We start from the raw sequence: 17,454 nt of genomic DNA, 5'->3' as shown, positions 1-17,454 counted from the left end.
GGCTCAAGTCTGGTCGACCGGGCACCAGTAGAGCTTCCGACCCGCGGCCATCTCCATCACGATGTTGGTGCCGCAGACCCGGCAGGGCAGGCCCTCGCGGTGGTAGACCCAGTGGCGGTCGGCCCGGCTGCGCAGGGCCTTCGCGTGCTGCGCCTTCGTGAGGCCGTCCATCGTCATCATCTGTCCGAGCTCGACGCCGCTCCGGAGCAGCTTCGTCCAGTCCTTGTAGATCGCCTTCAGCACGTCCTCCGGCACCTGGTTGCCGGGGGTGTGCGGGTCGAGCCGCGCCCGGAAGAGCAGCTCGGCACGGTAGATGTTGCCGATGCCGCTCACGACGCTCTGGTCCATCAGCAGCAGGCCGATCGGGGTGCGCTTCTTCCGCACCGTCGTGACGAAGCGGTCGCTCCCCTTCTTCGGCGAGTCGACGAGAGGGTCGGGGCCGAGCTTGGCGATCGCCGTGTCGACCCCGGCGGCGTCGAGCACCTCGCACTTCGTGGGGCCGCGCAGGTCGCCGACGGCCGTGTCGGTGAGCAGGCGCACCCGCACCTGGCCGACGGGCTCGGGCGGGAACGACTCGATGTCGTCCTCGGCCTTCTCCTGCTCGGCCATCCGGACGCGGCTGCGACGTGGCGCGCCGATGCTCGCCATCGAGTCCTCGCCGTCGTCGTCGGGGGCCGCCTCCGCCTTGCGGGTGCGGGCCCGACGAGTCCGCGACTCGGCCATCGAGTGGCCCGTGGCGATGTCGCCCGCGAAGTCCCACGCGCCGTAGAGGCCGAGGTGCACGTGCAGCCAGAGGCCGTTGTCGAACTCGAGGAACATCTGCTTGCCGACGGCCTTGGCGTCGATCATCGTCGCGCCGTCGAGCTTCTCGGCCCCGGCAGCGAACCGCCCCTGGGGCGAGCTCACCTCGCACCGGCTCCCCACGAAGGTCTGCTCGAACTGGTTGGCGATGCGGTGGACGGAATGGCCCTCGGGCACGGCGGCACCTCACTGGCTGGGTCGATCGGGCGGAGCCGATCCGACGGGGACGACGGAGCGGCGGGGCCCGGAGGTCCCGCTGCTCCCGACGTTACGTCGTCAGTCGACCGGGTGCCCGGCGATCGCGCCGGTGGTCTCGTACTCGCCCACCTGGGCGATGCGACGGACGTGGCGCTCGTCGTGGCTGAAGGGCTCGGCGACGAACGCGTCGATGAAGGCCAGCGCCTCCGCCTCCGTGTGCTGACGGGCGCCGATGGCGATCACGTTCGCGTCGTTGTGCTGACGGGCGAGCTTCGCGGTCGAGTCGTTCCAGACCAGGGCGGCACGGACGCCCTCGACCTTGTTCGCGGCGATCTGCTCGCCGTTGCCCGAGCCGCCGAAGACGACGCCGAGGGCCTCGTGGCCGGCCCGCTGGTCACGGACGACGGCCCGGGCCGCCGCGATGCAGAACGACGGGTAGTCGTCGAGCGGCTCGTAGCTGGTCGGGCCGTGGTCGGTGACGTCGTGGCCGGCGTCGGAGAGGTGACGGATGACGGTCTTGCTGAAGTCGAGACCGGCGTGATCGGTCGCCACGTGGATGCGCATGCTGTCGATCCTAGGACGGCCCCGGCCACGGCCCTGCGTCAGTCGAAGATCGGGCCGACCGTGCGCGTGCGCTTGATCTCGAAGAAGCCCGGGTACGAGGCGGCGGCGACGACGCCGTCCCACAGGGTCAGGGCGATCTCGCCCCTCGGCGCCGGCGAGATGACGGGTCCGAAGAAGGCGGTGCCGTTCACGGCGATCACGGGCGTGCCGACGTCCTGCCCGACGCGGCCGATGCCGTCGAAGTGGCTGGCCCGCATCTGCTCGTCGTACTCGTCCGAGTCGGCGTGGGCGGCGAACTCCGCGGGCAGGCCGACTTCGGCGAGCGCGGCGGGGATGACGACGTCGGCGTCGGTCTCGCCGCCCGGGTGGATGCGGGTGCCGAGCGCGTCGTAGAGGGGCTTCACGATCTGCTGGCCGTGCAGCTCGCCGGCGGCGGTGACGAGGCGCGTGTAGCGCAGCATCCGGGCGAAGGCCGCCCTGTACTCGTCGCTGACGTCGTTGTCCTCGTTGAGCACCGCCAGGCTCATGATGTGGAACGTCACGTCGAGGTCTCGATGCTGGGCGACCTCGTCGACCCAGCGGCTGGTCATCCAGGCCCAGGGGCAGGAGGGGTCGAACCAGAAGTCGACGGAGGTGTGGGGCGCGGGGGCGACGGTGTCGGTCATGCCCCCAGTGAACACCCCGGCGTCGGGGGGCCGGTCTAGGCTCGTCCGGGGACCACGAGTCCCGCATCGTCACCTCAAGAACGACACCTCAAGACGGATGGAGCAAGCGTGCCCGGAGAGAACCTGACCCGACTCGAGGCGCAGGAGCGCAAGAGCGTCGTCGACGTGCAGTCGTACGAGATCGAGCTCGACCTGACCCGGGGGGCCGAGGTGTTCGGCAGCTCGACGACGGTCCGCTTCACCGCCACGCCCGGCGCCTCGACCTTCATCGACGCCCTCACGCGCACCGTGCACTCGGCCACGCTGAACGGCGCCGCCCTCGACGTGGCGGCCGTCGACGACGGCGTGCGGATCCAGCTCGACGACCTCGCCGCCGAGAACGTGCTCGAGGTCGTCGCCGACGCCGAGTACACGAACACCGGCGAGGGCCTGCACCGCTTCGTCGACCCCGTCGACGACGAGGTCTACCTCTACTCGCAGTTCGAGGTGCCCGACAGCCGCCGCGTCTTCGCGGTCTTCGAGCAGCCCGACCTCAAGGCGACGTTCCAGTTCACCGTGACCGCCCCCTCCCGCTGGCAGGTCGTCTCGAACCAGCCGACGCCCGAGCCCGCGGTCGACGGCGAGGTCGCCACCTGGACGTTCTCGCCCACCCCGGTGCTGTCGAGCTACATCACGGCGATCGTCGCCGGCCCCTACGACGTCGTGCGCAGCGAGCTCACGAGCTCGGACGGCCGCACGATCCCCCTCGGCATCTTCACGCGTCGCTCGCTCACCGAGTTCCTCGACGCCGACTACATCTTCGAGAAGACGCGTCAGGGCTTCGCCTACTACGAGGAGAAGTTCCGCTACCCGTACCCGTTCGACAAGTACGACCAGCTCTTCGTGCCCGAGTTCAACGCCGGCGCGATGGAGAACGCAGGCGCCGTCACCTTCGTCGAGACCTACGTGTTCCGCAGCAAGGTGACCGACGCGATCAAGGAGCGCCGGGTCGTCACGATCCTGCACGAGCTCGCCCACATGTGGTTCGGCGACCTCGTCACCATGAAGTGGTGGAACGACCTCTGGCTGAACGAGTCGTTCGCCGAGTGGGCGTCGACCATCTCGACGGCCGAGGCCACCGAGTGGACCGAGGCCTGGACGACGTTCCAGGCGATGGAGAAGAGCTGGGCCTACCGCCAGGACCAGCTGCCCTCGACGCACCCCGTCGTCGCGACGATCAACGACCTCGAGGACGTCCAGGTCAACTTCGACGGCATCACCTACGCCAAGGGCGGCTCGGTGCTGAAGCAGCTCGTCGCCTGGGTCGGGATCGACGCGTTCTACGCCGGCGTCGCCGCGTACTTCCAGAAGCACCACCACTCGAACACCGAGCTCCGCGACCTGCTCGTCGAGCTCGAGGCCACCTCGGGGCGCGAGCTCACGAGCTGGAGCGAGAAGTGGCTCGAGACCGCGGGCGTCAACACGCTGCGTCCCGAGATCGAGACGGACGCCGACGGCGTCATCACCTCGTTCGCCCTCCTGCAGGAGGCGCCGGCCGACTACCCGACGATCCGCCCGCACCGCCTCGCGGTCGGCCTCTACGACTTCGACGGCGACGCCCTCGTGCGGACGCACCGGGTCGAGATCGACGTCGACGGCACCCGCACCGACGTGCCCGAGCTCGTCGGCCAGCGCCGCGGGGCCCTCGTGCTCACCAACGACGACGACCTCGCCTACGCGAAGATCCGCCTCGACGAGCAGTCGCTCGCCACCGCGATCGAGCACCTCGCGGCGATCTCCGACCCGCTGGCCCGCGCCCTCGTCTGGGGCTCCGTCTGGGACGCCACGCGCGACGCCGAGACCTCGCCCTCCGACTACGTCCGCCTCGTGCTGTCGAACATCGCGAGCGAGACCGAGTCGACGACGATCCGCACGACCCTGACCCAGCTGGTGCAGGCCGCGCGCAGCTACGTGGCGCCGTCCCGTCGCGCCGAGGTGCTCGCCGAGGTCGGCGACCGCCTCCTCGAGCTGGCGAAGGAGGCGGAGGCCGGGTCGGACGCTCAGTTCCAGTTCGTGAAGTTCTTCGCCGCCGCTGCGTCGACCCCGGCGCACGCCGACGCGCTCCGTGCCCTGCACGACGGGTCGCTGGCGCTCGACGGGCTCGAGGTCGACACCGACCTGCGCTGGGAGCTGCTCGAGGGCCTCGTGCTCGTCGGCGTCGCCGGCGAGGCCGAGATCGACGCCGCGCTCGAGGCGGACAACACCGCCAACGGCGCCCAGGCCGCCGCCCGCGCCCGCGCGGCGATCCCGACGGCCGAGGGCAAGCTCGCCGCCTTCGCGTCGGTCGTCGACAGCGCCGAGCAGCCGAACGCCATCGTGCGCGCGACCGCCCAGGGCTTCCAGCACACGAACGACCCGGCCGTGCTGCAGCCCGTGGTCGAGCGCTACTTCTCGTCGATCACGGGAATCTGGGAGTCGCGCAGCTACCACATCGCCGACACGCTCGTCTCGGGCCTCTACCCGGCCGGGCTCGCCGACCAGCAGCTGGTCGACGCGACGCGCGCCTGGCTCGACGCGAACCCGGACGTTCCGGCGCTCCGCCGCATCGTGGTCGAGAGCCTCTCGGGCGTCGAGCGCGCCCTGCGCGTGCAGGCGGTCGACGCGCGCTAGTCAGCGGCGCGGGCGTCCCTCGGGGGCCGCGCGCGCCTCCTGCGTCACCGTCGGACGGCGGGCCCTGTTCACAGGGTCCGCCGTTCTCGCGTCCAGGAGGCTCTCGGCCGGCGTCGGCGGCTCGTGCGAAGCTTGACGGGATGATCGACTTCCTCGCTGCGGCCCCCACCGACACCCCTCCCGTCGAGTTCGACTGGGCAGCCTTCTGGGCGATGTGGGGCGTGCCCATCCGCATCCTCGCGATCATCGTCGTCGCGGTGCTGCTGCGGGTCGCGCTGCACTTCATGATCCGCCGCGTGGTCGACCAGGTCGTCAACGGCATCAAGCGCAAGCAGAACGTCGACGACACCCAGGCCCTGATCGCCTCGCCCCTGCAGGCGGTCCGCGTCGTGCAGCGCACCCGCACGCTCGGCAGCGTGCTCAACAACGTCGTCACGGTGCTGATCGCCGGCGTCGCGCTCGTCCTCGTGCTCGGCGAGCTGAACTTCGACGTCGTCGCGATCGTCGGCGCGGCCAGCGTGGTCGGCGCCGGTCTCGCCTTCGGCGCGCAGAACATCGTGAAGGACCTGCTGAACGGCATCTTCATGGTCGCAGAAGACCAGCTGGGGGTCGGCGACGTCGTCGACGTCGGGCCGGCGACCGGCGTCGTCGAGGCGGTTGGCATCCGCGTCACCCAGATCCGCGACGTCAACGGCGTGCTCTGGTTCGTCCGCAACGGCGAGATCCTCCGGGTCGGCAACATGTCGCAGGGCTGGACCCGGGTCGTCATCGACCTCGCGGTGCCCTACGAGGCCGACGTCGACACGGTCCAGGCTGCCATGCTCAAGGCCGCCACCGACATGGCGGCGCTGCCGAAGTGGGGGCGCAGCATGATCGACTCCCCTGAGGTCTGGGGCCTGCAGTCGATCGCCGAGGAGCACGTCGTCATCCGCATCGTGTCCAAGACCCGGTCGTCCGAGCGCGACAACGTCGACCGCGAGCTGCGGTCGCGCCTCAAGAAGGCGACCGACGAGCTGGGCATCACGCTCCCCTCGCTCAGCAGCGTCGTCCTCACGGGCTTCGACGGCGCCTCCTCGGTGCAGGGCGCCCGCCCGCCGCAGACCGTGCCCACCCCGCACGTCCGCCCCACGAAGGGCAAGCGCTCGTGACCGACCTCCCCCTCGGCCCGCCTCCTGCGGGCGCCTCCCAGCCGATCACCCTGCGCAGCGGCGCGGGGCGTGACGACGCTCAGGGCAACTTCTGGCAGCAGATCGGCGGCCGGCCGACCTTCGAGCGGCTCGTCCGCCGCTTCTACGAGGGCGTGCAGACCGATGACGTGCTCTGGCCGATGTACCCGGAGCACGACCTCGAGGGCGCGATCCAGCGCCTCGCCGGGTTCCTCGAGCAGTACTGGGGCGGCCCGACCACGTACAGCGACGAGCGCGGCCACCCGCGGCTGCGGATGCGGCACATGCCGTTCACGGTCACGCCGGAGGCGCGCGACCGGTGGCTGCACCACATGCGCACCGCAGTCGACGAGCTCGAGCTCTCGCCCCTCCACGACGCGACGCTGTGGGCCTACCTCGACCGGGCGGCCCACGCCATGGTCAACGCCCCCGGCGCTTGACCAGCACGTGCCCGCGGCTGGTCGTCAGCCGGGTCCAGGCACCCGTCTCGTAGAGCGAGACCGCCTCGCCGTCACCGAGGAACCCGAGGCTGAGCGCCGCGAACGCGGCCCCGGCCGGGACGGCCTCGACGCCGTCCACCGGGCGCGACCACACCTCGGACCGCACGCGGTGGACGATCTGCTCGCCCGCGTTCTCGGGCAGGGCGGAGGCGATCTCGTCGATGCCCGCCGTCGCCGCGGCGTCGAGCGAGGGAGCGTCGGCGGCGCCCTTCGGCACCCAGCCGCCGCGCGGCGGCGAGATCGCCGCCCAGGTGACCGTCGCGACCTCGATCGGCAGGGTGACCGTCACGGGCGCCGTCGGGTCGACGACGTCGTTCTGCAGCCGGACGAGCCGCTCCTTGAGCGAGCGGACGGGGACCACCGCGTCGAACTCGGGGGCGTCGTCGAGCTGGAAGGTGCGGAGGCCCAGCACCGTCGGGCTCGAGTCGAGCAGCCCCAGCGGGTAGAAGACGGCGGCGTACACCGCGAGGACGCCGGAGCCGGCGACGAGGCGCACGGAGCCGTCCTCGACACGGCCGGCACGGCCCAGGAAGGTCGCGAGGTCGCTGAGGGACAGGGAATCGGGGAGGGCGAATGTACGGCTCATCGGCCCCCTAAACTACATCGGATGAGCGCCGATCCCCTGCAGAACCTGCTCGCCACCCTCGACCTCGCCCCGGCCGGCATCGTCGGCGGGCAGGACGTCTTCACCGGCACGTCGCAGCCCGAGCCGCTCGGCCGGGTCTTCGGCGGGCAGGTCATGGCGCAGGCGCTCGTCGCCGCCCAGCGGACCATCGTCGGCGACCGACCCGTCCACTCGCTGCACGGGTACTTCCTCCGGCCGGGCGACCTCACGATCCCCATCACGTTCACGGTCGACCGCATCCACGACGGTCGGTCGTTCGCCACCCGCCGGACGCAGGCGTCCCAGGACGGACTGCCGATCTTCTCGATGATCGCGTCCTTCCAGACGCCGGACGACGGCCTCGAGCACCAGGTCGCCATGCCCGACGGCCTGCCCGAGCCGGAGGACGTGCCGAGCGACGCCGAGCTGCTCGGCGCCGTCGACCACCCGATCGCCCAGGCCTGGGCGGCCGATCGTGCGTTCGACATGCGTCACGTGCCGTCGCCGGTCTACTTCAGCGTCGAGGGCGCGCGGGTCGAGCACCAGGCCGTGTGGCTGCGCGCGACGGGGACGCTGCCCGACGACCCCGACCTGCACCGCGCCTCCTTGCTGTACGCCAGCGACTACACCCTGCTCGAGCCGATCTACCGGCGCCACGGCGTGCCGCTCGTGACGCCCGGGCTCAAGGTCGCGAGCCTCGACCACGCCATGTGGTGGCACCGCCCGGCCCGCGTCGACGAGTGGCTGCTCTACGTGCAGGAGTCCCCCACTGCCGTCGGCGGCCGCGGGCTCTCCCTCGGGCGCATCTACGACCGCTCGGGGACGCTCGTCGCGAGCGTCGCCCAGGAGGGGATGGTGCGGGTCCCCCGCGCCTGACCCGGCCGAGCGGTCGACGGCCGCGAGCAGCGGCTCAGGGCCCGGATCGACGGCTCACGGGCCGGATCAGCGACGTCGGAACGTCAGCGGGTCCTCGACGAACGGCGTCCAGGCGGCCCGCTCGTCCTCGGTGATGCGTCGCGGCGTCCCCGACGCCGTGTCGACGAGGACGATCGAGGTCGACGCCTTCGTGTAGAGCACGGCAGGCTCGACCGCTGCGGGCGACCAGACCTCGTAGCAGACCTCGAGGCTGGCGCCCCCGAGACGGCCGATCCAGATCTGCACGTCGAGGGGCGCTCGGAGGTACGGCACCGGCACCAGGTACTCGAGCTCCTGTCGCGCGATGAGGGTCATCGTGGCGGCGTCCGGCCGGCCGTCGAGCACGGCCGCGCCCGACGTCTCGCCGACCGTGCCGTCCGAGACCCAGAACGCGTCGATGCGCGCCTCCTCGAGGAGGCGCAGCATCGACGCGTTGTTCACGTGCCGGTACGCGTCCAGGTCGCTCCAGCGGACCCGGGTCGGCACGTGCAGGCGGGTCATCTCAGTCGCGCGTCAGCTTGCGGTACGTGGCGGAGCTGGGCTTCGCCGCGTCGGCGCCGAGACGCTCGATCTTGTTCTCCTCGTACGACTCGAAGTTGCCCTCGAACCAGTACCAGTTGGGGGTGCCGTCGTCGTTCAGGCCCTCCCACGAGAGGATGTGCGTCGCGATCCGGTCGAGGAACCACCGGTCGTGGGTGATGACCACGGCGCAGCCGGGGAACTCGAGCAGCGCGTTCTCGAGGCTGCCCAGGGTCTCGACGTCGAGGTCGTTGGTGGGCTCGTCGAGCAGGAGGAGGTTGCCGCCCTGCTTGAGGGTCAGGGCCAGGTTGAGGCGGTTGCGCTCACCGCCGGAGAGCACCCCGGCCTTCTTCTGCTGGTCCGGGCCCTTGAAGCCGAACTGCGAGACGTAGGCCCGCGAGGGGATCTCCGTCTTGCCGACCGTGATGTAGTCGTGGCCCTCGGACACGACCTCCCACAGGTTCTTGTTCGCGTCGATGCCGCCACGGCTCTGGTCGACGTACGAGATGTCGACCGTCTCGCCGACCCGCAGGTCGCCGCCGTCGAGGGGCTCGAGGCCGACGATCGTCTTGAAGAGCGTGGTCTTGCCGACGCCGTTCGGGCCGATGACCCCGACGATGCCGTTGCGGGGCAGCGTGAAGGTGAGGTCGTCGATCAGCACCCGCTCGCCGAACTGCTTGCGCAGCTTCTTCGCGTCGATGACCTGCGAGCCGAGACGCGGCCCGACGGGGATCACGATCTCCTCGAAGTCGAGGACCCTCGTGCGCTCGGCCTCGGTCGCCATCTCCTCGTAGCGGGCGAGACGCGCCTTCGACTTGGCCTGGCGGCCCTTGGCGTTGCTGCGCACCCACTCGAGCTCGGACGAGAGGCGCTTGGCGAGCTTCGCGTCCTTCTTGCCCTGCACCTGGAGGCGCTCGCCCTTCTTCTCGAGGTAGGTCGAGTAGTTGCCCTCGTAGGGGTAGAGGCGACCACGGTCGACCTCGGCGATCCACTCGGCCACGTGGTCGAGGAAGTACCGGTCGTGCGTCACGGCGAGGACGGCGCCCGGGTACTTGCTGAGGTGCTGCTCGAGCCAGAGCACGCTCTCGGCGTCGAGGTGGTTGGTGGGCTCGTCGAGGAGCAGCAGGTCGGGCTTCTGCAGCAGCAGCTTGCAGAGCGCGACGCGGCGCTTCTCACCGCCCGAGAGGTTCGCGACCTCGGCGTCGCCCGGAGGCGTCCGCAGGGCGGACATGGCCTGCTCGAGCTGGGAGTCGAGATCCCACGCGTCGGCCGCGTCGATCTCCTCCTGCAGGGTGCCCATCTCGGCGAGCAGCGCGTCGAAGTCGGCGTCGGGCTCGGCCATCGCGGCCGACACCTCGTTGAAGCGGTCGAGCTTCTGCTTGATCGGGCCGACGCCCTCCTGCACGTTCTCGAGGACGCTCTTCGTCTCGTCGAGCTCCGGTTCTTGCATGAGGATGCCGACGGTGTAGCCGGGCGAGAGCTTGGCCTCGCCGTTGCTGGGGGTGTCGAGCCCGGCCATGATCTTGAGGATCGTGGACTTGCCGGCACCGTTGGGGCCGACGACGCCGATCTTGGCGCCGGGGATGAACGACATGGTCACGTCGTCGAGGATCAGCTTGTCGCCGACCGCCTTGCGGGCACGGACCATGGAGTAGATGTATTCGGCCATGCCCACCAGTCTATCGGTGAGGCGCCGTCACCAGTCGATCGTGCGGGTGGTGCCGACCAGGCAGGACCCGGTGCCGAGGACGGGCGCGACCTCGCTGGCGAACCCGGTCGCCCCGGTCTGGCCCACGAGGCAGTCGCTGCCCCAGAGCACCGAGAACTGCACGGTGTCGGCCGCGCGCCCGATCGACGTCGAGTCCGGGGTCACCTGCATGGCCGCCTTGTCGAAGCCCGCCGCCGTGAGCGTGTCGACGATCGTGCGGCCGTCGCCGGCTCCGCCGCCGTCGAGGTGGCGCGACACCGTCATGTCGAAGAACGCCTTCGCCTCGTCGGTCGTGGAGTCGGCCGTGAGCGTCGGGTCGGGCACGGGCGTCGCGCCGTCCGTGGTCGGCGCGGGGCTCGGGGCGGTCTCGCCCGACGTGCAGCCGGCGAGCGCGGCGGCGACGAGCACGACGGCGCCCGCGCGCAGGGCGACGAGTGGGAGACGGGTCACGGGGGGCCTTCCTCGGCGGGCCCGGTCAGGGCCGTGACGATCCTACGACGCGGGCCGGGGTCGGATGCCGACGCCCCCGGCGGGTCAGAAGGGCGGCACGCCCACCCGGTCGACGGCGTCGGCGGGTTCGTGGCGCGCAGCCTCTCCGGGGGTGCCGGCCGCCGAGGGGGCCAGCTCGTCGACGGCAGGGCCGCCGTCCGTGGCCCACCCGCCGGACGAGGCGGGCGACTCGGCGCCGGGAGAGGTCGCGGCGTCGCCCGCCGCGCCTCCTGCGGCCGCCTCGGACGGGCCCGAGGGGGCCGCCGCAGCCGACGTCGAGCGGACGAACGCCGAGCGGCCCCAGCGCAGGTCGTGGCCGATCGCGTCCGCGTCGACCTCGACGGTCGTGCCCGACTTGTCGCCGGCCTCCCATGCACGGACGCGGAGGCGGCCGAGGACGACGACCCGCTCGCCCTTGTGGAGGCTCTGCCCCGCGTTGGCACCGAGCGCCCGGAAGGCGGTGACGGTGTACCAGTTCGTGTCGCCGTCGACCCACTCGTCCTTGACGCGGTCGAAGCGCCGGTGGGTGGAGGCGAGCCGGAAGCTGGCGATGTCGAGGCCGGCCTCGGTGGTGACGACGCGAGGGTCGGTGGCGATGATCCCGGTGAGGGTGATGGTGTCTGTCATGCGGGGAGTCTCACGGGACCGGGCCGGTGGGCGAGCGGGCACCGCGCCTCCTTGTGGAGGGAGTGCCCGGCCCGCCGCGACGGGGAGGGACGAAGGCCGCCCCCCAGGGAGATCAGTGCTCGTGGAACTCCGGGTAGTCGGCGCCCGGGCCGAGGGCGGCGAAGAGCGCGCTCTTGGCCACGGCCAGGGTCGGGTACTCGCCGCTCTGCTCCGAACGGGCGGCGAGGCGGACCACGAAGCCGCCCCCGGTGCGCCCGATCGACCCGACGGTCCCCGCGGGGCCAACGGCGACCCAGGTCTGGCCGGCGGAGTCCGCGGCGTCGTTCGTGCTGCTCGTGTCCGTCGTGCTGGTCGTGCTGGTCGTGCTGGTCTGGTCGCTCATCGTCGAGCACCGTCCTCTCTGCAGTGGATCATCGAGCGCGTCGCGCAGCTGCGCGACGCGCGCTCAGGTCGCGAGCACCCACCTCGCGAAGCTCTTGCGGACCTTCGTCACCTTGGGCAGGGCGACCGCGGTGCAGTAGCCCTGGCCCGGGTTCTTCTCGAAGAAGTCCTGGTGCTCGGGCTCGGCCTCGAACCACGGGCCGAGTCGCTCGACCGTGGTGACGACGCCTCCGCCCCACGTCTCGGCCGCACGGTCGTGGGCCGCCTCGAACAGCTCGACCTGCGCGTCGTCGGCGGCGAACATGGCCGAGCGGTACTGCGTGCCGACGTCGGCGCCCTGTCGGTCGAGCTGCCGCGGGTCGTGCAGCGTGAAGAACACGTCGAGCACGACGTCGGCCGGGAGCACCGCAGGGTCGAACGTCACCGCGACCGCCTCGGCGTGCCCGGTCGTCCCCGTGCAGACGTCGTCGTACGAGGGGTGCGCCGTCCGGCCGCCCGTGTAGCCGGACACGACCGCCGAGACCCCGTCGAGGGTGCGGAACACCGCGTCGAGGCACCAGAAGCAGCCGCCGGCGAGCACGAACGTGGTCATGTCGGCGAGGGTACTCCCGCCCTAGGCTGACGACATGAGATCACCCTTCACTCCCTACGTCGCCGACGACGAGCGGTACTCGAAGCTGGACTACGTCCGCACCGGGCGCAGCGGCCTCAAGCTGCCCCGCATCTCCCTCGGCCTCTGGAACAACTTCGGCACCGACCGCGCCCTCGAGACGCAGCGCGACATCGTGCTGCGCGCCTTCGACCGCGGCGTCACCCACTTCGACCTCGCGAACAACTACGGGCCGCCCTACGGCTCGGCGGAGGAGCAGTTCGGCCGCATCCACGCGGCGAACCTCGTGCCCTACCGCGACGAGCTCGTGATCTCCACGAAGGCCGGCTACGACATGCGCCCCGGGCCGTACGGCGACGGCGGCTCGCGCAAGTACCTGCTGAACTCGCTCGAGGCCAGCCTCGAGCGCACCGGCCTCGACTACGTCGACGTCTTCTACTCGCACCGCCCCGACCCCGAGACGCCGATCGAGGAGACGATGGGCGCCCTCGCGACGGCCGTGCACCAGGGCAAGGCGCTCTACGCGGGGATCTCGAACTACGGCCCCGAGCAGACGCAGGCGGCGATCGACGCCCTCGCCGACGAGGGCGTGCCGCTGCTCATCCACCAGCCGCGCTACAACATGTTCGACCGCGCGCCCGAGCAGGGGCTCTTCGACACCCTGCTCGAGAACGGCGTCGGCTCGATCGTCTTCTCGCCGCTCGCCGGCGGCCTGCTGACGAACAGGTACCTCTCGGGCAAGGCCCCGGCCGGGTCGCGCGCCGCCGAGGGGCGCTGGTTCACCGAGGACGCCCTCGACGAGACCTACCTCGAGCGCGTGCGCGGGCTGAACGAGATCGCGGAGGCGCGCGGCCAGTCGCTCGCCCAGCTCGCCCTGACCTGGGTGCTGCGCCAGCCGGCCGTGACCAGCGCGCTCATCGGCGCGTCGTCGGTCGCGCAGCTCGACGACAGCCTCGACGCCCTGCACGGGGCGGCGCTGAGCGACGACGAGATCGCCGCGATCGAGCCGTTCGCGGTGGACGGCACCGACCGCTGAGACGCGGGGTCTTCCCGGTCCGCACCGTCACGCCGCCCGCTCCCCGAGGGAGCGGGCGGCGTCGTCGATGTCGGTGGTCGTCCGTACCGTCGACCTCGTCCTCGACAGCATCGGCCGGATGACCCTCAGGAGCACCACGTGACCCTCACGAGCACCACGATCCTCAGTCCCGACGCCACCCGCGCCGCCACGACGACACCCGCCGTGCCGGCGACGCGCGAGGCCCTCACCGAGACCCGCGGCGGCCTCCGCCTGGTGCAGGTCCGCGACGACCTCGCTCGGGTCACCCGGGCCGGGGGCGAGGTGCTCGGCTACGTCGAGCGGCTCGACGACCCGCTCGGTGACCGCTGGCGCGCCAAGCGCTTCGTCGCCCGCGAGCGTCGGTTCGTCGAGATCGGCGAGTTCTGGAGCCGGTCCGACGCCACGGACTGCTTCCGGTTCGCCTGAGCACGGCACGCTGCGCGCGACACGCTCGGCAGCCTCCCGTCCGTGCCCGCTCGACCTTCGACCTCAGCTGTAGAGTTCGCCGCATGCAGTGGTGGAACAGCTTCGTGGAGTGGGCGTCGTCGGACGCCGGGTGGCGCATCGTCAGCGGGGCCGTCGTGCCCTTCGTGGCCATCGTCCTGGCGGGCGTGCTCGCCGCCCTGATCGGCCGCGCGGCCATGCGCCGCGTGGTCGCGATGCACGACGACGAGGCGAAGGCCACAGCGGTCGCCGGCATCGTCTCGGCCGCTCGCAAGGCGGCGATCTGGAGCTCGCTCGGGCCGGAGGAGCGCGCCTACGCCGACCACCTCGCCCAGGAGAGCGAGGTGCGGCTCCGCCTGCTGCCGGTGTCCGGAGCCGGCACCGCGGCCAGCTGGGCCGAGCACGAGATCGCGGAGCTCAAGCGCAACTCCGCCAGCTTCAGCTACGACTCGGGGCACGCCCTCGACGAGCTGCGCGACCGACTGATCGAGTGGCAGAACAAGCCCGGCCGTGCGAAGAAGCTGTTCCGGGCCGACCTCGAGCGGTGGAGCTACGAGGAGGCGGACGTCGACAAGGGCCTCGACGCACGACAGAAGGCCTGGGACGCTGAGCAAGCAGCCGCGGCCTCCCGCGACGCACGACCGACCACGTCGGCGCAGCCCGCGCAGACCGCCGCGCCGGCCTACGAGCAGTGGCGCGCGCCGGCCTCCCCCGCGACCCGTCCCGCCGACGAGCCGGCCCCGGCTCGCGAGGCCCCGTCCGAGACCCGCACCACGGGGGTCGTGACCCAGTCGCCCGACGACGACACGGACTCCGACCCAGACACGACTTCCTACGGCCAGCAGGTCAGCGCCCAGGACGTCCGTCGTCGGACGACGCCCGACGCGTAGGTGCCCTCGGCAGGAATCGAACCTGCGACCAAGAGATGAGAAGCACCACGTGGATCACGACACGGTGCCCTCGGCAGGAATCGAACCTGCGACCAAGAGATTAGAAGGCTCCTGCTCTATCCGCTGAGCTACGAGGGCGTGCCTCCACGATAGCGCGTGGGTCCGGTCCGCCCGGGCGGCGACGCCGTCAGACGGCGAGGGCCAGTGCGCTCAGCACCTGGTCGAGGCGAGGTGCACCCGCCGCGCGGAACACCTCCGTGCCGTCGTCGGTCAGCACGATCATGGTCGGCGTGCTCGTGATGCCCCGCGCCTCGGCCTGGTCGGCACGCGCGGCGACGTCCGCCTCGTCGACCACGAGGGCAGGGACGAGAGCCTGAGCCTCGGCCACCACGGCGCGGGCCGCGTGGCAGGGAGCACAGAACGCGGACGTGTACAGCTCGAGCTTCATGGCCGGGACAACGAGGAGGCGCGGGGGAATGTTCCCTCGCGCCTCCTCGTGTCGTGCCGGACCGAGCTCAGACGGAGCCGGCCTGGTCGGTACGGTCGCCTCGGTTCTCGAGGTCGTCGACGGGGTCGCTGTCCTTCTCGTCGAGCTCGTAGTGGACCTGGAGCTGGTCCGCGTTCATCTTGGCCTCGCGGGCCGTGTAGACGAAGCCGGTCTCGATGCCCTCGACGAGGACGTAGTCGACGATCTCCTCGTCGTAGGAACCGTTGGTGCTGATGCGCGTGTCGGTCCGGCCGTCGCTCGGGCCGCCCTCGAAGAAGACGACGTACTCGGATCCCTCGGCCACGGTGGGCTTGCTGTCTGTCATGGAGCCGTTCTACCAGGAGGCACCGATCCCGCGTCCAGCTTGAGCGCGCCTCCCCCGGCATCCGCCCCTTCCAATCGCCGAGCCGGTTCACATTGCCAAGCTATATAGATTGGCTATACACTTGCCGGATGACTTCACAGCCGACCGACATCCTGGAGAACCTCCTGACGTCGACCCATCGCCTGACGCGGATCGCCGCGCAGGAGACCGGCCGCACGACCTCGCCCGCCGTCTGGCGCACGCTCTCGATCCTCACGACCGACGGCTCGATGCGCGTCGGCGACCTCGCCAGGACGAGCCGCGTCAGCCAGCCGACGATGACCAAGCTCATCCACGGCCTGGCCGACGACGAGCTCGTCCGCCGCATCGCCGACGTCGACGACTCCCGCGCCTGGCTCATCGCCATCACCCCCAAGGGCACGGAGGCGCTGGCCGAGTGGAAGGGCCAGCTCGCGGCCGCGCTCGGCCACCTCTTCGACGACCTGGACGACGACGAGTGGCGCGTGCTCGACCACGCCGCCCAGCTGCTGAGCACCCGCGTCGCGTCCGAGGCGGTGTCCGCATGAGCGCCGCGAGCCGCGGCCCGGCCGCGAGCACCGGTACCGGCACCGGCACCGGCACCGGCACCGCGAAGCCGAGCATCCTCAAGCAGCCCACCGCCGTCTGGGCGATCGCGTTCGCCTGCGTCGTCGCCTTCATGGGCATCGGCCTCGTCGACCCGATCCTCCCCGCCATCGCCGAGTCGCTGAAGGCGACCCCGACGCAGACCGAGCTGCTCTTCACCAGCTACCTGGCCGTCACCGGCATCGCGATGTTCTTCACCAGCTGGGTCTCGAGCCGCCTCGGCGCCAAGAAGACCCTCATGATCGGCCTCGCCCTGATCGTCGTCTTCGCCGTGCTCGCGGCCACGAGCGGCGACGTGTGGGAGGTCATCGGCTTCCGTGCCGGCTGGGGCCTCGGCAACGCCCTCTTCATCTCGACCGCGCTCGCGACTATCGTGGGCGCCGCCTCCGGGGGCACCGCCTCCGCCATCATCCTGTACGAGGCCGCCCTCGGCCTCGGCATCGCGATCGGCCCCCTCATCGGCGGCCTGCTGGGCTCGGTGAGCTGGCGTGGGCCGTTCTTCGGCGTCACCGTGCTCATGGCGATCGCGTTCATCGCCATCGCGGTGTTCCTCAAGGGCGGCGCGATCGAGAAGCCGACGCCCACGAGGCTCTCGGCGCCGTTCCGCGCCCTGGCCGTGCCGGCCCTCGGCACCCTCGCGGCGACCGCGTTCTTCTACAACATCGGCTTCTTCGTCCTGCTGGCGTACACCCCGTACCCGCTCGGCTTCGGCGCCATGGGCATCGGCCTCACCTTCTTCGGCTGGGGCGTCGGCCTCGCGATCACCTCCGTGTGGGTCGCCCCGCTGCTGACCGCCCGGATGAAGCGGACGACGGTGCTGCGCATCGCCCTCCCCCTGCTCACTCTCGACCTGCTCGCCGCGGCCCTGTTCGTCGGGACGCCCGCGGCCCTCGTCACCTGCGTCGTCGTCGGCGGCCTCGTGCTGGGCGTGCTCAACACGGTGCTCACCGAGAGCGTGATGGAGGCGACCGACCTGCCCCGCTCGGTGGCCTCGAGCGCGTACTCGGCCGTCCGGTTCATCGGCGGCGCGATCGCCCCGCCCGTGGCCACCCTGCTCGCCGACAGCATCGCGCCGAGCGCCGCCTACGTCTTCGCCGCGGCGAGCGTCGCCGTCGGCCTCGTGATCATCCTGGCGGGGCGTCGCGCGCTGCGCCGCGTCGACGACGGACCCGAGTCGACCCGCGTCGAGGCCGAGGCGATCTCGGCCGGCGAGGTCTCGTAGCCGCAGCCC

21 protein-coding genes and 1 tRNA gene are annotated in these 17,454 nt (G+C 71.5%); 9 read left to right on the top strand and 13 right to left on the bottom strand.

Annotation, left to right across the window (positions count from 1 at the left end; all coding sequences use genetic code 11):
- Nucleotides 1-3: 3 nt before the first annotated feature.
- The 3 genes from EDF20_RS10560 to EDF20_RS10550 form a co-directional block, all read right to left on the bottom strand.
- Nucleotides 4-978: a DNA-formamidopyrimidine glycosylase family protein gene (locus EDF20_RS10560; protein ID WP_133738599.1), complete on the bottom strand. Its 975-nt coding sequence runs from the start codon at nt 976-978 to the stop codon at nt 4-6.
- Between the two features lie 99 nt (nt 979-1,077).
- Entirely contained in the window at nt 1,078-1,563 is a 486-nt protein-coding gene (locus EDF20_RS10555; protein ID WP_123548220.1) for a ribose-5-phosphate isomerase, read from the bottom strand.
- Between the two features lie 38 nt (nt 1,564-1,601).
- Nucleotides 1,602-2,228: a DsbA family protein gene (locus tag EDF20_RS10550; RefSeq protein WP_133738598.1), complete on the bottom strand. Its 627-nt coding sequence runs from the start codon at nt 2,226-2,228 to the stop codon at nt 1,602-1,604.
- 108 nt (nt 2,229-2,336) lie between these two features.
- On the opposite strand from EDF20_RS10550, the gene pepN reads away from it, so the two are divergent.
- From pepN to EDF20_RS10535, 3 genes are all read left to right on the top strand, one after another.
- Complete coding sequence (gene pepN / locus EDF20_RS10545) at nt 2,337-4,877, top strand: aminopeptidase N (protein ID WP_133738597.1); 2,541 nt, start codon at nt 2,337-2,339, stop codon at nt 4,875-4,877.
- Nucleotides 4,878-5,017: 140 nt separating this feature from the next.
- Entirely contained in the window at nt 5,018-6,025 is a 1,008-nt protein-coding gene (locus EDF20_RS10540; RefSeq protein ID WP_243833444.1) for a mechanosensitive ion channel domain-containing protein, read from the top strand.
- 50 nt (nt 6,026-6,075) lie between these two features.
- Nucleotides 6,076-6,483: a globin gene (locus EDF20_RS10535; protein WP_123548365.1), complete on the top strand. Its 408-nt coding sequence runs from the start codon at nt 6,076-6,078 to the stop codon at nt 6,481-6,483.
- Here the strand turns inward: EDF20_RS10535 and EDF20_RS10530 are convergent.
- Nucleotides 6,464-7,129, bottom strand: a complete 666-nt coding sequence (locus tag EDF20_RS10530) for a hypothetical protein (RefSeq protein WP_123548217.1) — start codon at nt 7,127-7,129, stop codon at nt 6,464-6,466. The genes EDF20_RS10535 and EDF20_RS10530 overlap by 20 nt on opposite strands.
- A 21-nt stretch (nt 7,130-7,150) precedes the next feature.
- On the opposite strand from EDF20_RS10530, the gene EDF20_RS10525 reads away from it, so the two are divergent.
- Nucleotides 7,151-8,023, top strand: coding sequence for an acyl-CoA thioesterase II (locus tag EDF20_RS10525; protein ID WP_133738596.1), 873 nt, complete (start codon nt 7,151-7,153; stop codon nt 8,021-8,023).
- 66 nt (nt 8,024-8,089) lie between these two features.
- On the opposite strand, the gene EDF20_RS10520 is transcribed toward EDF20_RS10525, so the two are convergent.
- The 6 genes from EDF20_RS10520 to msrA form a co-directional block, all read right to left on the bottom strand.
- Nucleotides 8,090-8,563: a thioesterase family protein gene (locus EDF20_RS10520; RefSeq protein WP_133738595.1), complete on the bottom strand. Its 474-nt coding sequence runs from the start codon at nt 8,561-8,563 to the stop codon at nt 8,090-8,092.
- Nucleotide 8,564: 1 nt separating this feature from the next.
- Nucleotides 8,565-10,250 carry an energy-dependent translational throttle protein EttA gene (gene ettA / locus EDF20_RS10515; RefSeq protein WP_123548364.1) on the bottom strand — a complete coding sequence of 562 codons (1,686 nt, stop codon included), beginning with the start codon at nt 10,248-10,250 and terminating at the stop codon, nt 8,565-8,567.
- Nucleotides 10,251-10,277: 27 nt separating this feature from the next.
- The gene (locus tag EDF20_RS10510; protein WP_133738594.1) at nt 10,278-10,739 is read right to left on the bottom strand and encodes a hypothetical protein; all 462 of its coding nucleotides are present in this window, start codon (nt 10,737-10,739) and stop codon (nt 10,278-10,280) included.
- Nucleotides 10,740-10,823: 84 nt separating this feature from the next.
- Nucleotides 10,824-11,405: a single-stranded DNA-binding protein gene (gene ssb / locus EDF20_RS10505; RefSeq protein ID WP_133738593.1), complete on the bottom strand. Its 582-nt coding sequence runs from the start codon at nt 11,403-11,405 to the stop codon at nt 10,824-10,826.
- 112 nt (nt 11,406-11,517) lie between these two features.
- Nucleotides 11,518-11,787 carry a methyltransferase gene (locus EDF20_RS10500; protein WP_199732432.1) on the bottom strand — a complete coding sequence of 90 codons (270 nt, stop codon included), beginning with the start codon at nt 11,785-11,787 and terminating at the stop codon, nt 11,518-11,520.
- Between the two features lie 63 nt (nt 11,788-11,850).
- Nucleotides 11,851-12,378 carry a peptide-methionine (S)-S-oxide reductase MsrA gene (gene msrA, locus EDF20_RS10495; RefSeq protein WP_133738592.1) on the bottom strand — a complete coding sequence of 176 codons (528 nt, stop codon included), beginning with the start codon at nt 12,376-12,378 and terminating at the stop codon, nt 11,851-11,853.
- 34 nt (nt 12,379-12,412) lie between these two features.
- Between msrA and EDF20_RS10490 the strand changes: the two genes are divergently transcribed.
- The 3 genes from EDF20_RS10490 to EDF20_RS10480 all read left to right on the top strand — a co-directional run bounded on the left by EDF20_RS10490 (nt 12,413) and on the right by EDF20_RS10480 (nt 14,787).
- Entirely contained in the window at nt 12,413-13,432 is a 1,020-nt protein-coding gene (locus tag EDF20_RS10490) for an aldo/keto reductase (RefSeq protein ID WP_133738591.1), read from the top strand.
- 138 nt (nt 13,433-13,570) lie between these two features.
- The gene (locus tag EDF20_RS10485) at nt 13,571-13,879 is read left to right on the top strand and encodes a hypothetical protein (RefSeq protein ID WP_233569140.1); all 309 of its coding nucleotides are present in this window, start codon (nt 13,571-13,573) and stop codon (nt 13,877-13,879) included.
- 83 nt (nt 13,880-13,962) lie between these two features.
- Entirely contained in the window at nt 13,963-14,787 is an 825-nt protein-coding gene (locus EDF20_RS10480) for a hypothetical protein (RefSeq protein WP_133738590.1), read from the top strand.
- Nucleotides 14,788-14,852: 65 nt separating this feature from the next.
- Here EDF20_RS10480 and EDF20_RS10475 read toward each other — a convergent pair.
- The 3 genes from EDF20_RS10475 to EDF20_RS10465 form a co-directional block, all read right to left on the bottom strand.
- Nucleotides 14,853-14,925, bottom strand: a tRNA-Arg gene (locus EDF20_RS10475).
- A gap of 49 nt (nt 14,926-14,974) precedes the next feature.
- Nucleotides 14,975-15,235 (bottom strand): thioredoxin family protein, encoded by a 261-nt coding sequence (locus EDF20_RS10470; protein WP_123548209.1) that lies wholly within the window; start codon nt 15,233-15,235, stop codon nt 14,975-14,977.
- A 67-nt stretch (nt 15,236-15,302) separates the two neighbouring features.
- A complete protein-coding gene (locus tag EDF20_RS10465; RefSeq protein ID WP_123548208.1) occupies nt 15,303-15,599 on the bottom strand; it encodes an oligoribonuclease in 297 nt (98 codons plus the stop codon).
- A 128-nt stretch (nt 15,600-15,727) separates the two neighbouring features.
- Between EDF20_RS10465 and EDF20_RS10460 the strand changes: the two genes are divergently transcribed.
- Together EDF20_RS10460 and EDF20_RS10455 are read left to right on the top strand one after the other, a co-directional pair.
- Nucleotides 15,728-16,165 carry a MarR family transcriptional regulator gene (locus EDF20_RS10460; protein WP_123548207.1) on the top strand — a complete coding sequence of 146 codons (438 nt, stop codon included), beginning with the start codon at nt 15,728-15,730 and terminating at the stop codon, nt 16,163-16,165.
- Entirely contained in the window at nt 16,162-17,445 is a 1,284-nt protein-coding gene (locus EDF20_RS10455) for an MFS transporter (protein ID WP_123548206.1), read from the top strand. Before EDF20_RS10460 ends, EDF20_RS10455 begins: the two co-directional genes overlap by 4 nt.
- Nucleotides 17,446-17,454 lie beyond the last annotated feature (9 nt).

Origin of the sequence: Frigoribacterium sp. PhB116 (assembly GCF_004364285.1) — a bacterium.
Lineage (GTDB): Bacteria > Actinomycetota > Actinomycetes > Actinomycetales > Microbacteriaceae > Frigoribacterium.
Note: the sequence above shows the minus strand (reverse complement) of the source record. Positions and strands in the feature narration are given on the sequence as shown.